Origin of the sequence: Pseudaquabacterium rugosum, from assembly GCF_038066575.1 — a bacterium.
GTDB lineage: Bacteria > Pseudomonadota > Gammaproteobacteria > Burkholderiales > Burkholderiaceae_C > Pseudaquabacterium > Pseudaquabacterium rugosum.
This window is the reverse complement of the sequence record NZ_JBBUTF010000001.1, coordinates 24,283-38,273: the sequence shown is the minus strand read 5'-3', so window position 1 is coordinate 38,273 and position 13,991 is coordinate 24,283. Positions and strand designations below refer to the sequence as shown.

10 protein-coding genes and 1 pseudogene are annotated in these 13,991 nt (G+C 70.9%); 6 read left to right on the top strand and 5 right to left on the bottom strand.

Going from position 1 to position 13,991, the window contains the following annotated elements:
• Positions 1-32 precede the first annotated feature (32 nt).
• A complete protein-coding gene (locus tag AACH11_RS00235; protein WP_341372182.1) occupies positions 33-608 on the bottom strand; it encodes an XrtA/PEP-CTERM system exopolysaccharide export protein in 576 nt (191 codons plus the stop codon).
• 480 nt (positions 609-1,088) lie between these two features.
• On the opposite strand from AACH11_RS00235, the gene AACH11_RS00230 reads away from it, so the two are divergent.
• Together AACH11_RS00230 and AACH11_RS00225 are read left to right on the top strand one after the other, a co-directional pair.
• Entirely contained in the window at positions 1,089-1,997 is a 909-nt protein-coding gene (locus tag AACH11_RS00230) for a ThiF family adenylyltransferase (protein ID WP_341372181.1), read from the top strand.
• A complete protein-coding gene (locus AACH11_RS00225; RefSeq protein ID WP_341372180.1) occupies positions 1,994-3,145 on the top strand; it encodes a nitroreductase family protein in 1,152 nt (383 codons plus the stop codon). Before AACH11_RS00230 ends, AACH11_RS00225 begins: the two co-directional genes overlap by 4 nt.
• Before the next feature lie 192 nt (positions 3,146-3,337).
• Here the strand turns inward: AACH11_RS00225 and pepA are convergent, their stop codons facing one another.
• Positions 3,338-4,156 (bottom strand): flocculation-associated PEP-CTERM protein PepA, encoded by an 819-nt coding sequence (gene pepA, locus AACH11_RS00220; RefSeq protein ID WP_341372179.1) that lies wholly within the window; start codon positions 4,154-4,156, stop codon positions 3,338-3,340.
• A 295-nt stretch (positions 4,157-4,451) separates the two neighbouring features.
• Positions 4,452-4,544, bottom strand: a pseudogene (locus AACH11_RS24785) (DapH/DapD/GlmU-related protein); the annotation flags it as partial.
• A gap of 705 nt (positions 4,545-5,249) precedes the next feature.
• Here AACH11_RS24785 and AACH11_RS00210 point away from each other — a divergent pair.
• From AACH11_RS00210 to AACH11_RS00195, 4 genes are read left to right on the top strand one after another with little or no spacing between them, the layout of a single operon-like run.
• Positions 5,250-6,002 (top strand): ABC transporter ATP-binding protein, encoded by a 753-nt coding sequence (locus AACH11_RS00210; protein WP_341372251.1) that lies wholly within the window; start codon positions 5,250-5,252, stop codon positions 6,000-6,002.
• A complete protein-coding gene (locus tag AACH11_RS00205) occupies positions 6,002-7,444 on the top strand; it encodes an ABC transporter permease (protein ID WP_341372177.1) in 1,443 nt (480 codons plus the stop codon). The genes AACH11_RS00210 and AACH11_RS00205 overlap by 1 nt, the downstream gene beginning before the upstream one ends.
• Entirely contained in the window at positions 7,441-8,247 is an 807-nt protein-coding gene (locus tag AACH11_RS00200; protein ID WP_341372176.1) for an outer membrane lipoprotein-sorting protein, read from the top strand. The genes AACH11_RS00205 and AACH11_RS00200 overlap by 4 nt, the downstream gene beginning before the upstream one ends.
• A gap of 37 nt (positions 8,248-8,284) precedes the next feature.
• A complete protein-coding gene (locus AACH11_RS00195; protein ID WP_341372175.1) occupies positions 8,285-9,676 on the top strand; it encodes a hypothetical protein in 1,392 nt (463 codons plus the stop codon).
• A 58-nt stretch (positions 9,677-9,734) separates the two neighbouring features.
• Here the strand turns inward: AACH11_RS00195 and AACH11_RS00190 are convergent, their stop codons facing one another.
• The gene (locus tag AACH11_RS00190; protein WP_341372174.1) at positions 9,735-10,997 is read right to left on the bottom strand and encodes a glycosyltransferase; all 1,263 of its coding nucleotides are present in this window, start codon (positions 10,995-10,997) and stop codon (positions 9,735-9,737) included.
• A 144-nt stretch (positions 10,998-11,141) separates the two neighbouring features.
• A complete protein-coding gene (prsT, locus tag AACH11_RS00185) occupies positions 11,142-13,952 on the bottom strand; it encodes an XrtA/PEP-CTERM system TPR-repeat protein PrsT (RefSeq protein ID WP_341372173.1) in 2,811 nt (936 codons plus the stop codon).
• Positions 13,953-13,991: the final 39 nt, after the last annotated feature.

The following is a 13,991-nucleotide window of genomic DNA, read 5'->3' as shown; positions in this document are numbered from 1 at the left end:
TGCAGGCCGGCACCGCGGTCGCGCGCCCGGAATCAGAACATGCTCTGCGGAATGATCAGGATGTCACCCGGGCGCATCTCGACATTGGCGCCCACGTCTCCGCGCTTGATCAGGTCCTTCACGCGGACGCTGTACTGGGCATTGCCCTCGCCGGTGCGCAGGATGGAGGCACGGTTGCCGTCCGCGAAATCGGTCAGCCCGCCGACGGCGATCATCACGTCCAGCAGCGTCATGCTGCGCTTGTACGGCAGGAACTGGGGCCGGGCGGCCTCACCGACGACGCGGATCTGCTCGGTGTAGGGGCCGACGAAGTTCGTCACCAGGACGGTGACGACCGGATCGCGCACGTACTTCGACAGCGTCTTCTCGACCTCGCGGGCCAGCGCCACCGGGGTCTTGCCCTGGGCGACGACCTCGTCGACCAGCGGCGAGGCCAGCTTGCCGTCCGGCCGCACCGGCACCAGCATCGACAGCTCGGGATTGCGCCAGACGATGATGTTGACCGTGTCACCGGCGCCGATGACGTAGGAATAGTCCTGCACGCCGGCGCTGGCCGGCGCCGCCGGATACGGGCTGGGGCTGGCGCAGCCGGTGAGCCAGGCGGCCATCAGCAGAACCAGGAAATGACCGGGACGACGAAGAAAATGCGAAAAATATGACACGGTGGGTTCCTGCCAACTGGTCTGGAATGGGCGCACGTCGGGCCACCCGAACACGGGAATGCCGGCGGAATGAGCCGCCTTCGGCCGGGGGTATGGCTGTCGCGCAGCCCGGGATGATGGCATAGCTGCCATGACTGTCCGTCGCGGCTGCGCCAGGAAAGCGAGCATCCGCTCTACATTCGTCACAGCCACCCACCCATGCCGGGGGGCGCACGGGCTGCGCCACCCGGATGCAGGCAGGCCACCGTGACCGGTGTCACGGCCGGTCACCGCGACTGCGGTCGACGCCCCGGCCGGGCGTCTGCGCGCCGATCACTCCAGCCGGCCGGCCGATGGCCGACATCCCCGATGACGCCGTCGACGCCGACACACCACGCCCCCAGTCCTGAAGACCGGACGCGCCTGACAGGCCTTAGGATCCAGCCCGTGCACGAGACCGCCCCCTCCTTCCAATACGAGCAGGCCTTCGCCCGCAACCTGGGTTGGCTGACCGCGAGCGAACAGCAGCGCCTGCGTGAGGCGCGGGTGGCCATCGCGGGCCTGGGCGGCGTCGGCGGCGTACACCTGCTGACCCTGGCGCGGCTCGGCATCGGCCGCTTCCAGCTGTCGGACTTCGACCACTTCAGCCTGGCCAACTTCAACCGCCAGGCGGGAGCGGCCGTCTCCACCCTGGATCGGTCCAAGCTCGCCGTGATGCAGGCCCAGGCACTGGACATCAACCCCGGGCTCGACATCGCCACCTTCCCCGAGGGCGTCGGTCCGGACAACCTCGACCGTTTTCTGGACGGCGTCGACGTCTACGTCGACGGCCTGGACTTCTTCGCCTTCCAGGCCCGGCGTGCCGTGTTCGCCGCCTGCCGCGCACGCGGCATCCCGGCCGTCACGGTAGCGCCGCTGGGCATGGGCGCCGCCCTGCTGACCTTCCTGCCGCAAGGCTGCAGCTTCGACGCGTACTTCGACTGGCACGACGGGCTGGACGAGCAGGAGCTGGCCCTGCGCTTCGCGCTCGGCCTCGCACCGGCCGGACTGCACCGCGCCTACCTGGTCGACCCGAGCCGCGTCAGCTTCGCCGAACGGCGCGGCCCGTCGACGGCCATGGCCTGCCAGCTGTGCGCGGGTCTGGCGGGCACCGAGGTGCTCAAGCTGGTGCTGGGCCGCGGCAAGGTGCGCGCCGCCCCCCACGGCTGGCACATCGACGCCTATTCATTGCGCGCCCGCCACACCTGGCTGCCGGGCGGCAACCGCAACCCGCTGCAGCGCATCAAGCTGGCGCTGGGGCGGCGATTCCTGGCCCGGCACGCCGGCGCCGAGACCCCACAGGAGACCCGCCGATGAGCACCGCGCCGGGCACGGTCGGCGCCGACGTGCTGCGTGAGCTGCTGGCGCTGGCCCGCTGGGCGCCGAGCGGGGACAACACCCAGCCCTGGCGGTTCCGCCTCCTCGATGACCGGCAGGTCCGCGTGATCGTGCAGGACACGCGGGCCCACTGCGTCTACGACCTGGATGGCATCCCCACACGGATGGCGCTGGGCGCGCTGGTCGAGACGCTCGCCATCGCCGCCCGTGCGCGTGGACTGTCCCTGCACTGCACGCCGATCGACGACCTCGAGACCCGCGGCCGGGTGGATCGGCACGACGTGCTGCTGCGGCTGGCGCCCCCCGCCTCGACCGGATCCGGCGCGGCCCCCGGCCCCGCCGACCCGCCGACCTGGACCATCCGTCGACGCAGCGTGCAGCGCCGGCCGATGTCCGTGCGCCCCCTGCGCGCGGACGAACGGCACGCGCTGGCGGCCCAGCTGGCGCCGGGATACCAGCTGGTGTGGTTCGAAGGACTGGCGGCACGCTGGCGACTGGCCCGCCTGCTGTGGATCAATGCGGGCATCCGCCTGACCTTGCCCGAGGCCCATGCCACCCACCGCGACATCATTGACTGGAAGCGCACCCACAGCCGTTGGGGCGTGCCGGATGCCGCGCTCGGCGTCGATCGCCTGACGCGTCAGTTGATGCGCTGGGCCCTGCAGGACTGGCGGCGGGTGGATGCCCTGAACCGCTGGGCGGCGGGCACGGTGCTGCCTCGACTCCAGATGGATCTGCTGCCCACGGTGGCCTGTTCGGCACTGGTGGCGATCGTGCGTGACACGCCGCCGCACACGGCCGCGGACCACCTGGATGCCGGGCGCCAGATGCAGCGCCTGTGGCTGGGCGCCACGGCACTGGGGCTGCAGCATCAGCCGGCGATCACGCCGCTGGTCTTCACCCGCTATCTGCGCGACGGGGTGGCGTTCACCCGCGACGACTCGATACGGCGCCGCACCGAGGCCATGGCGCGCCAGGCCCCGGCCCTGCTCGGCGATCTGCCCCTGGCACGCACGGTATGGCTGGGCCGGCTCGGCGATCACCGGGGAGAGGGGCGGACGCAGCCAAGGTCCTGGCGGTTGCGGCCGGACCAGCTGCTCGACCCGACCCGGAACCCGGCGGACTGAGCCTCGGGCGATACGGACGGACGCCGGCCATGGCACGGCGCAAGCCACCCGGCGACGGGGCGGGTGCACAAAAAAAAGGGAGCCGAGGCTCCCTTTTTCATGTGACCTGCCAGGTTTCCGGCAGGCCTTCCGATCCCGTCCGTTCAAACACGGCCACCGAAGCGGCCGTGATCGACGGAGCGGAACGGACGATCAGCGCTTGGCAACGCGGCGACGGGCAGCGCCCAGGCCCAGCAGGGCACCACCGACCAGCAGCAGCGAAGCCGGTTCCGGAACGGCGGCGGTGAACGACTGGTTCGCGTCGGCCTGGAACACGATCGAGTTGGTCGGGAAGGCGTACGTCGGCACCACGAAGCTGGTGACGGCGGAACCCAGTTGCAGCGTCGACGTCAGGGTCGAGCCGACCAGAGCCGGGTTGATGTACGCGCCGTTCGTCGACGTGACGGTACCGGTCAGCGTGACCGAACCACCGGTGGCGTTGGTGAAGGTCTGGGTGCTGGCGCTGGCGTCCACGGTGCCGCCGACGATCAGCGTGCCGTCGGTGAAGCCGGTGAGGTTCGAACGGTTGGCGTTGGCGGCCGTGTCGTAGTACACGCTGAAGCTGCCACCGGTGACCGAGAACGAGCAGCTGTCATCGCCGGTGCCGGAGATGCCGTCAGCGCCGTCCGAGCAGGTGTCGACGATCTCGGTGATCGAGCCGAAGATCGTGTACTCGTAGGCGTTGGTCGCGATCTTGCTGCCATTCGCGTTCGTGTCCAGGAACGGCGTGAACAGCGAACCACCGGTGGTGTCGTTGACCGCGACGGCCCAGCCGACGTAGTACAGCGTGAAGGTCGAGCCGACGACCGGGGTGAAGCCATCGGTGTAGGCCACCGAGCCCTGGGCCCAGTCGAAACCACCGAACGGGCTCAGCACGCCGTCGTTGTTGGTGATGGTCGGAGCAGCGTGGGCCGCGCCGGAGAGCATCGTGACCGCAACAGCCAGCGACGACACAAGCTTGGACAGTTTCATGGAGAACTCCTGAAGTGTGATTGACGAGCTGCTGTGGTGTAGCTTGCCCTGCGCCCTAATAGCAACCAACGTGCCATTCCCTTCGGTCTCGGAAAAACACGTTCTGAATCAGTCGGCTAGCACACTGTTGAGGTGGCCTGGATCACGGGGGGCCGCAACGCCTGTAAGAAAGTTCGACAAGCACTCAGTCGGTGCCGATGGCCGCGGGGGCCCGACCGACGGCGCCGAGCGCCACCCATTTGCGAGCCGGATTGCCTCGCCATTGTTCGCCGGCAGGCACCTGGGTGTGCGCCATCACGCAGGCGCCCGCCGCGATCAGCGCGCCGTCACCGATGGTCACGCCCGGCATCACGATCGCGTTGGCGCCGATGGTCACGCCACGCCCGATGACCACCGGTGCCACCAGCAGACGCCCGTCCTGCAGCGCGTTGGCCGACACCAGCGCCTGGTTGCCGATGACGGTCCCGGCGCCGACGCTGACCGCATAGGGATCATCGATGTGCCCGCCGACGGCCACGTCAGCGCCCATGCGCGCACCGTACAGACGGGACAGCCAGGGCGCGAGGAAGAACGGCAGCAGCGGCGACAGCGCGCCCTGGCCCAGCCGGTAGACGACCGTCAGCGCCTTCCAGCGCGCGAACTCGCGCGAGGTCTGCGCGTGCTCGCCGGGCGGCACGGGCGCCAGGCGGCGCAGCACCTGCAGCGCGAGGGCCGAGCCCAGCGCCCAGGCCGACAGGAAACCCACGATGGCCACCGCGACCGACCACGGACCGAGCCACGCACGCAGCCCGAGATCCAGCGCTGCCGCCAGCCCCAGGGCGACGGCGCACACGGGCGTCAGCACCAGCGCGATCAGCAGATAGTCCTTCCAGTTCGCCTGCATGTCTCTTCGATCTCCAGCCCTGGGCCATGCCGCCGTCGCCGAGGGCGACAGCCATTCGGACACGGACCTTCGGGATTATCGAGCGGATAGAGCCTTCACCGGATGGACAATGCGCCCGATAAGCCGGGAACGACGCGGGCCCGCAGGCCGTGCCCGCCCCTCTCCTGGCCACTGCATCCCTCTCCCATGTCCACAGCGCCGACGTCCCTGATGCCGACCCGCATCGGCCACGAACCCGCCACCGAACTCAAGGGCGTGTTCAAGACCTATCAACTCGATGCGGTGGAAGTCCCGGTCATCCGGGGGATCGACGTGCTGATCCGGCCGGCGGCCTTCACCGTGCTGCTCGGCCCCTCGGGCAGCGGCAAGACCACGCTGCTGAACCTGGTCGGTGGCATCGACCGGCCCGACCGGGGCTCGGTGCAGGTCGCGGGCCAGGATCTCGGATCACTCGATGACGACGCGCTGGCCGCGTTCCGCGGCGAGCACATCGGCTTCATCTTCCAGAACTTCAACCTGCTGCCGGTGCTCGACGCCTACGAGAACATCGAATACCCGCTGGTGCTGGCCGGCCTGGCGCCGCGCCGCCGCGCGCAGCGGGTCGAACGGCTGCTCAAGGCCGTCGGGCTGGCCGACCGCGCGCGCAACAAGCCCGGCGAGCTCTCGGGCGGCCAGCGCCAGCGGGTGGCCATCGCCCGCGCGCTCGCCCGCAAGCCGCGGCTGGTGATCGCCGACGAGCCGACCGCCAACCTCGACAGCCAGACCGGCACCGCCATCCTGCAGCTGATGCGCCAGATGCAGGCGCGCTACCGCATCTCCTTCCTGTTTTCCTCGCATGATCCGGGATTGATCGGCAGCGCCGACGACCTGATCTTCCTGCGCGACGGCCAGATCCGCCAGATCCGCCGCCGCACCCTGCCGGGCGAGGCCTCCGCTCCGTCCTCCCGTCTGTCCACGGCATGATGAACTCCTGGTCCCTGGCGGCGCGCAACCTGCTGCGCAACCGCCGACGCTCCCTGGCCACGTTGCTCGCGCTGGCCATCGGCAGCATCGCCACGCTGCTGTTCGGCGGCTATGCCCGCAACATCGCCACCAGCATGGAGACGGCCTACATCCGGGCCGGCGGCCATCTGCAGATCCAGCACCGGGACTATTTCGTCTTCGGCAGCAGCGACCCGACGGCCTACGGCATCAAGGACTACCGCCGGGTGATGGACGCGATCCGCGCCGACGACGTGCTGCGTGAACGCATCACGGTGATGTCGCCCACGCTGCAGTTCAGCGGCGTGGCCGGCAACTTCGACCAGGGTCTGTCCAAGAGCGTGGTCGGCTTCGGCTTCGTGCCGAAGGACGTCAACGCGATGCGGACCTGGAACGAGTTCGACATCCCGCTGGACACGCCCCCCATCGTGCTCGACGACCGCCATCCGGATGGCGCGGTCATCGGCATGGGCGTGGCCCGGCTGCTGCAGCTGTGCAAGGCCCTGGCGCTGACGGACTGCCCTCAGCCCAGCCAGCCGGCCGGGCGTGAGGCCGAGGCCGACAAGCCCGCCCCATCGGCGGCCAAGACCGCACTGGGCGCCGATCTGGCCCAGCTCAGCGACCTGGAAGCCGGCGACGGCGCGCGGGCGCAGAACAGCCGGGGCACGAAGGCTGCGCCACGCATCGAACTGCTCGCGGGCCATGCCAACGGCACGCCCAACGTCGCCTCGCTGGCCGTGCTGGCCGCTGAACTGCAGGGCTTCAAGGAGCTCGACGACGTCGCGGTGATGCTGTCGCTCGACCAGGCCCAACGCCTGATCTACGGCCGCAGCCCGCCACGGGCCACCGCGATCATGGTGCAGCTGCAGCACACCGACACGATGGCGGCGGTCCAGGCCCGGCTGCAGGCGCTGATCGACGGACTGAAGCTCGACCAGCCGCTGACGGTGATCGACTACCAGACCCTGAACCCGTATTTCGTGCAGACGCTGTCGCTGTTCGACACCATCTTCACCTTCATCTTCGCCCTCATCGGCTCGATCGTGCTGTTCACCGTCAGCAACACGGTCAACACGGCCGTGGTCGAGCGCACGGTCGAGATCGGGACGCTGCGCGCGATGGGCCTGCGCCGCCAACAGGTGCAGAACCTGTTCGTGATGGAAGGGACGCTGCTGGGCGTCGTCGGCGCCTTCGGCGGTCTGATCGCCTCGCTCCTGATCGCCGGTCTCGTCAACAGCCTGGGGCTGACCTGGCTGCCGCCGGGGACCTCGGAGCCGCTGCCGCTGGTGCTGCGGGTCTGGGGAGAGACACGGATGCTGGCTGGAGCGACGATCGGGCTGATCCTGATCGCAGTCGTCTCAGCCTGGTGGCCGTCGCGCCGAGCGGCGCGCCTGAACGTGGTGGAAAGCCTGCGACACACATGAACCTCGCCCTCGCCCCCCTGTCCCGCCGCCGTGCCGCGGTCCGCACCCTGGCGCTGGGCGCCCTCGCCTGCGGAGCGGCCGGCCGGGCCCACGCCGACACCGCACAGGACCTGCTCGCGGCCAGCGATGCCATCCGCAATCCGGGCCAGGCCTTCCGCGTGCTGATCACGCTCAACGAGTTCGAACGCGGCCAGCTGATCGACACCAGCGTGCTCAGCAGCCTGGCACGCACCGATGGCAACGGCCAGTTCAGCTCGCTGCTGCGTTTCATCCAGCCGGCACGCGACGCAGGCAAGCTGATGCTGAAGACGGGTCAGGACCTGTGGTTCTACGACCCGTCGAGCAAGGCCAGCGTGCGACTGTCACCCCAGCAGCGCCTGCTCGGCCAGGCCAGCAACGGCGACGTGCTGACCGTCAACTTCGCCAAGGACTACCGGGCCGCGCTCGCGGGCGAAGAACAGATCACCGATGGCGAGAAACGCAAGCGCCAGACGCTCAAGCTGGCCCTGACGGCCAGCGAAGGCGATGCGGCCTATGCCACGGCCGAGCTGTGGATCGACGCGCAGAGCCGGGCCCCGATCAAGGCCCGCTTCTACGCCGAGTCCGGCCGGCTGCTGAAGACGGCCTTCTACCGCAAGTACCAGCCACAGCTGGGCGCCGAGCGGCCGACCGAGACCGTGATCATCGACGGGCTGAATCCGCAGTCCGTCACGCTGATCCAGCTCAGCGAGTTCCAGTCCCGGCAGGTGCCGGCCTCCTGGATGCAGCGCGACTACCTGCCGCGCTACCAGGCTGACCAATGACCCGACCCTCTCTCTCCTGATACCCCTCCCTCTGTCCATGTCGTACCGCACGTTTCCGCTGCTGGGCGCCGCCGCGCTCGGTCTTGCCTGCCAATTGCCGATCGCCCAGGCCCAGACGGCCGAGGACGAAACCGATGCCCTCGGCCTCGAAGCTCCGGCCATGGCGCCCGCGCCGGCCAAGCCGGTCACCCCATCCGCCCGCGTCCCTGGACAGGCTCCTGCCGCGAACACCGCCGCCCCGGCCGCGGCGTCTGCGGGAGCGGAAGCCCCGTCGGGTGCCCACCGCCCGGACGTGCGCCTGCTGCTGGAAGCCGCCGGCAGCCGGCTGAACTACCGCGACGCGGACAGCGAGACCGGACACCGCCTGACCGCTGATCTGAGGGGCAGCTGGCGTCTGGCGCCGGAGTGGCGCGCGCATCTTTCCAACCGTTATGACCATGTCAAGCCGGATGCCGACGGCGGCAGTGGCGGGACCAACAGCCTGCGCGAGCTCTATGCGGCCTGGAGTGCGGCCGACGGTTCCGGCAGTGCGGAGATCGGCCGCGTCAACCTGCGCCAGGGCACGGCCTGGGGCTGGAACCCGACCGACTTCCTGCGCACCGATGCCGAGCGCCTGCAGATCTCGCCGGATCCGATCGCGCGCCGCGACAGCCGGCTGGGCACCGCGGTGCTGCGGGTTCAGCGTCCGTGGCGTGACGGATCCTGGTCGCTGGCCTGGGCGCCGAAGCTGGCCGATGCCCCGTCGGACCGGCGCTGGAGCGCCGATCTGGGTTCGACCAACGCCCGTCACGCGCTGCTGGCCACGGCCGACGTCCGCTGGTCGTCACGCGTCTCGGGCCAGTTCTCGGGTTACGTCAGGGACGGCCGCGCGGCCCAGCTGGGCCTCAGCGCCTCGGCACTGGCCGGGCCGGCCACCACGGTCCACGGCGAAGCCGCCTGGGGCCGCGACACGGACATGGCCGCCCGCTTCGGCCTGAACGCGCAGCGCGAGCGTCGCCAGGCCCTGCGCGCGGTCGCCGGTCTCAGCCATACCCTGCCGGCCGGCACCCAGGTGACGTTCGAAGGGCACTACAACGGTTTTGCCCCCGCTGGCGCCGGTTGGCGTGACGCCGTGCGCCAGAGCAGCACGACGACCCAGGTGCTCCCGTATCTGTCGGTCAGCGACGCCCGCCAGGATCCGGCGACGCGCGAAGCGCTGTTCGCCTACGTCACCCACAAGGACCTGGGACTGCGCGGCCTGAGCCTGACCGGCCTGGTCAAGTACACGGTGGCCGACCACAGCCGCCTGGGCTGGGTCGAGCTGCGCTACGAGCAGGGGGACTGGTCGACCGCGCTGCAGTGGCTGCAGACCGCCGGACGCCGCGACAGCGAGTACGGCATCGTGCCGCTGCACCGCTCGGTGCAGCTGGTCGGCGGCCTGCACTTCTGATCATCGACGGCCCGGAGGGCCGGCTGCCGCGCCTCCCGGCCTCCGGGAGCGCCTCGGCTCAACGGCCCAGATCGTCGAGCAAGGTCTGGACGGCCGGCCGTTGCAGCCGTTCGGCGGCCAACGCCCGGGCCAGCGTCCGGGCCGCCTGCGGCCATCCGGGTTGGCCGGGGCCGCCGGGGCCGCTGGGGGCCTCCAGGCCATGCCGCACGGCCTGTGTCAGGGCCGGCAAGGTGAGCCGGTCGGCACGCAGCAGCGTGCCGGCACCTCGCGCGACGACCGGCGCCATGCTGAGGAACTGGTCGAGGTTCGATGCGATGCCGACCAGCGGCACCCCGGCATCGAGCGCCTGGTAGACCGACAGGCTGCCCCCGTTGCAGACCACGAGCGACGCCCGGTCGATCACGGCCTGGGCCGGCACATAGGGCGCGACGTGCAGCCGCGTGGTGTCGACACCCAGCCGCGCCGGATCCAGCCCGGCCGACGACATCACCACCCGGCACCCCTGGGCCAGCAAGGCCCGGGCGATCAGCGGCAGCACATCGGCCCGGCCCGAACTGCCCATCGACACGTAGACGAGCGGCGCCGGATCCACCGCCTGCAGCCGTTGCGCGAGCTCGCCGTCCGGGACACCGCCGGCCGACCAGGTCAGCGGCCCGATGCGCCGCACCGCGCGGTCCTGCCCCAGATCCGGGAACAACGCGGCGGCATCGGTCACCCAGCGCCGGTCGGCATCGGTGTAGGCCGCCCGCAGATCGAGCCCCCCGGGATCCAGCCCCTGCCGGGCCCGCCAGTCCCGGAAGGTCCGGGCATGCGCGGCGAAGGCCCAGGGCTGCACGCGATCGAACAGCCGCTGCGCGAGCGACAGGGGCACCCAGGACGTCCAGGGCAAGACGGGCAGGACCGGACGCACCGGCGTACCCGGCACCCAGTAGGCATTGCAGAGCGTGGCACAGGGCAGTCCGGCACGCCGCGCGCTGACGGCCATCGACAGCCGGAAGTCACCGATGACCAGATCCGGCCTCAGATCGGCGTACAGGGCCAGGTCAGCCTGCACCTGGGCGTCGAGCTCGTCACCGCGGTAGACCGCCTGGCCGCGGGCGAGGCGCTCGACGAAGCGGGCCGGATCAAGGCTGGCCAGATCGACCTGCTCGCCCGGAAAGCCGGTGCAGAAGCGCGCGCTGCGGGGGTCACGGGCCAGCACCCACTGCACGTCGGCGTGCGCCACACCGGCCGCGCGTTCGGTCTGCCAGCGATCGACCAGCGCCAGCGGCCGGGCCAGATGGGCCAGCGTCACGCACTCGGCCAGCAGCAGCACCTTCACCGGGGATGGCTCCGGTGGACGGCCGATGCGCGCCGCGGCAGGCTCATCGCGCGTACCGCCGCCAGACCGGCACGGCTCGCGGGAGCCAGCCGCCCCACGCACCCAGCGGGTGCCGGCCGGCGGGATGCACGCCCGCCATCCCGGTCATGGCGAGCCCTTGAGCCCGCTCTGGAACTTGCGGACCTCGTTGCGCAGTTCATCGGTCTGGGCGAGCCGGAGGGCCTCCTCGCTGGACTTGCGGGCCGCATCGGACTGGCCGGCCCGGGCCTGCAGCTTGGCCAGCGTCAGGTGCAGGCCTGCGGCGTCGGGCTGGCGCCGGACCACGTCCTCCGCCTGCTTGACGGCGTCCGGCAGCCGGCCGGCTGCCGCCAGGGCCTGCGCATAGGTGTCGAGCACGGGCACCGACTCGGGCTGCAGCTTGAGGGCGCGGCTGGCGTAGTCGAGCGCGGCCGGCTTGTTCTGCACCGCCAGCAACCAGGCCAGGTTGTTCAGCGCACTGGCGTCATCGGGGCGCCGCTTGATGATCTGCGCGAAATAGGCCTCGGCACGTGCATCGGCACGCACCGACAACAGCAAGGAACCGACCGCCTGAGACAGGTCGACATCGCCCGGGTGACGGGCCAGCCAGCCCTGGGCCACCGCATCGGCCTGGTCCACCTTGCCCTGGCGGACCAGGGCCTCGATCAGCCGGATCGACAGGCCGCGCGCGCCCTGTGGCGCCTTGGCGATCCCGTTGCGCAGCACATCGGCCGCGGCGGGCCACTGCCCGGCCAGACCCAGCATCTCGGCCTCGAGCAGATGGCCCCCCGGTGAGCCCGGCGCGCGGCGCTGCAGTTCACGCGCCGTGGCCAGGGCCTTGTCGTCCTGCTTGAGCGCACGGGCCAGCACCGCATAGCGGTGGTTGACCTCGACATCCAGCGCCGCCGTATCGAGCGCGCGGCGCAGCGTGGCCAGCCCGGCGGCCTTGTCACCCTGGGCGACCTGGGCCTCGGACAGGCGCAGGTAGTGACGCGGGTTGCCCGGCTGCAACGAGACCAGCCGGGTGTAGACCGACACCGCCTGCGAATGCTCGCCGGCCGCCAGGTGCGCGGCGCCCAGCAGATCCGTCAGGTCGGGCCGGTCCGGCACCACCACGAGCGCCTCCTGCGCAGCCGTCACGGCCTGCTTGGGCTGCTTGGCCGCCATGTAGAGCTGGATCAGCTTGACCCGGGCCGGCACGTAGGACGGCTCCGCGCGCAGCAGATCCTTGAGCTGGGTCTCGATGGTCTCGCGCGGCGAGCGCTGCGAGATGCCGAGATCGACCAGCGCCATGCGGGCCTCGACATGCTGCGGGTCGGCATCGACGTACTGCTGCAGCCGCTTGCGCGCCGCCTCCGGCTGCTTGTCGCGGACATCGAGCAACGCCAGGCGGAATACGGCCGGGAAGAAGCGGGGCTCCAGGGCCAGCGCGGCCTCCAGTTCGACCCGGGCGTCCTTGACGTCGTTGCGCGCCATCAGGATGCGGGCCGCGAGCTCGCGCGGGTAGGCCCGCTTGGGCAGCTTGGCCGACAGGGCTCGGACGGCCTGCAGTGCGGGCTCCCACTGGCCGCGGGCCATGCGTGCGTTGATCAGGGCCAGATCGGCGGTATCGCCCGGATCCTTGGACGCGACACGGCTCAGATCGACCATGCCGGGCTCGACCTCGCCGCGGGCGATGCGGGCCATGGCCAGGGCGGTGCGCACCGCGGCGTCGTCGGGGTTCGCCTTCAGCGCCTTCTCGTACCAGACCTGGGCCTGCGTGGTCTCGCCCTGCTGGGTCAGGGACTGCGCCATCAACGACGCGGACACCGGATCGTCAGGCCGCTCGGCCAGCAGCGGCTTGAGCACGCCCTGCGCCTTGTTCCATTCGCCCAGCAGCAGCAGGGCCTGAGCCTGCTGCTGGCGGGCGACGGTCAGACCGGGCGCGACGCGCGCCGCCTTCGCGAAGCTGGCCTCGGCCAGCCGGTGCGCACCCTGGGCGAGCTTGATCGCGCCGTCGAGCACCAGCGCCGTCGGATGCTCGGGTGCGGCCTTGAGCACGAGCTCGATCGCGGCACGGGCGCGGGCATGGTCCTGGCCCAGATAGGCCAGCTGGGCCCCGGCCAGCGGCGTGCGCAGATCGCGCGGCGCCTGCTCGCTCATCTTCTGGTGGGTCTGCCGGGCCGCGGCGATGTCGCCGGCACGCACCTGCAGGTCGATGAGCGCCGCATAGCCGAACGCCAGCGTCGGCTGCAGGCTCACCACCTGACGCGCGGACTCGATGGCCGCCGGCAGGTCATTCTTGCCACGGGCGAGGATGTCCGTGCGCAACTGCCAGCCATCGACCAGCTTGGGATCCCGTGCGCGGGCCTGCTCCAGCCGTTCCAGCGCGGCATCCCACTGCTGGCGCGTGGCCAGCAGACGGGCCTGCACCACCAGGCCCCGCGCGGCATCCGGTCGCGCCGTCATCGCCTGCTGGAGCAAGGCCTCGGCCTTGTCCACTTGCCCGGCCTGCAGCAGGGCCGAGGCCAGCGTGATCTGCAGTTCGGCCTGCGCCGCGGGATCGGACAGCCGGGTCGTCGCGTGACGCTCGAGCACCTTGGACGCCTGGCCGACATGCAGCAACGCCTCGGCCAGCAGCGGCACGACCTGGTCACGCTCGTAGGCGCCCTGCTCCAGCTTGTCCAGCTCGGTGACCGCGCCCGACCAGTCGCCGATGCGGATCATGGTGCGGGCCAGCTGCAGGCGCACCGACGGCGTGTCGATCTGCTCGGACAGGAAGCTCTTGAGCGTGACCAGGGCCTCATCGGTCTTGCCGGCCTCGGTCTGCGCACGCGCCTCGGCGACCACCTGCTCGGGCGTGCGGCTCGCGCCACACCCGGCCAGACTGGCTGCCAGGACCAGGACCCACCACGCGGACCGCGGGCTGACCCCGCCTTTGCAACGCTTCACTGCCACCTTCTGTACACCTCTGATCGACCGGACGCTGGGCGCATC

Bases quoted from the DNA above. Each gene is read 5' to 3' on its own strand.
- AACH11_RS00235 (WP_341372182.1), bottom strand. From the start codon at position 608: ATGGCCGCCTGGCTCACCGGCTGCGCCAGCCCCAGCCCGTATCCGGCG.
- AACH11_RS00225 (WP_341372180.1), top strand. From the start codon at position 1,994: ATGAGCACCGCGCCGGGCACGGTCGGCGCCGACGTGCTGCGTGAGCTG.
- pepA (WP_341372179.1), bottom strand. From the start codon at position 4,156: ATGAAACTGTCCAAGCTTGTGTCGTCGCTGGCTGTTGCGGTCACGATG.
- AACH11_RS00210 (WP_341372251.1), top strand. From the start codon at position 5,250: ATGCCGACCCGCATCGGCCACGAACCCGCCACCGAACTCAAGGGCGTG.
- AACH11_RS00205 (WP_341372177.1), top strand. From the start codon at position 6,002: ATGAACTCCTGGTCCCTGGCGGCGCGCAACCTGCTGCGCAACCGCCGA.
- AACH11_RS00200 (WP_341372176.1), top strand. From the start codon at position 7,441: ATGAACCTCGCCCTCGCCCCCCTGTCCCGCCGCCGTGCCGCGGTCCGC.
- AACH11_RS00195 (WP_341372175.1), top strand. From the start codon at position 8,285: ATGTCGTACCGCACGTTTCCGCTGCTGGGCGCCGCCGCGCTCGGTCTT.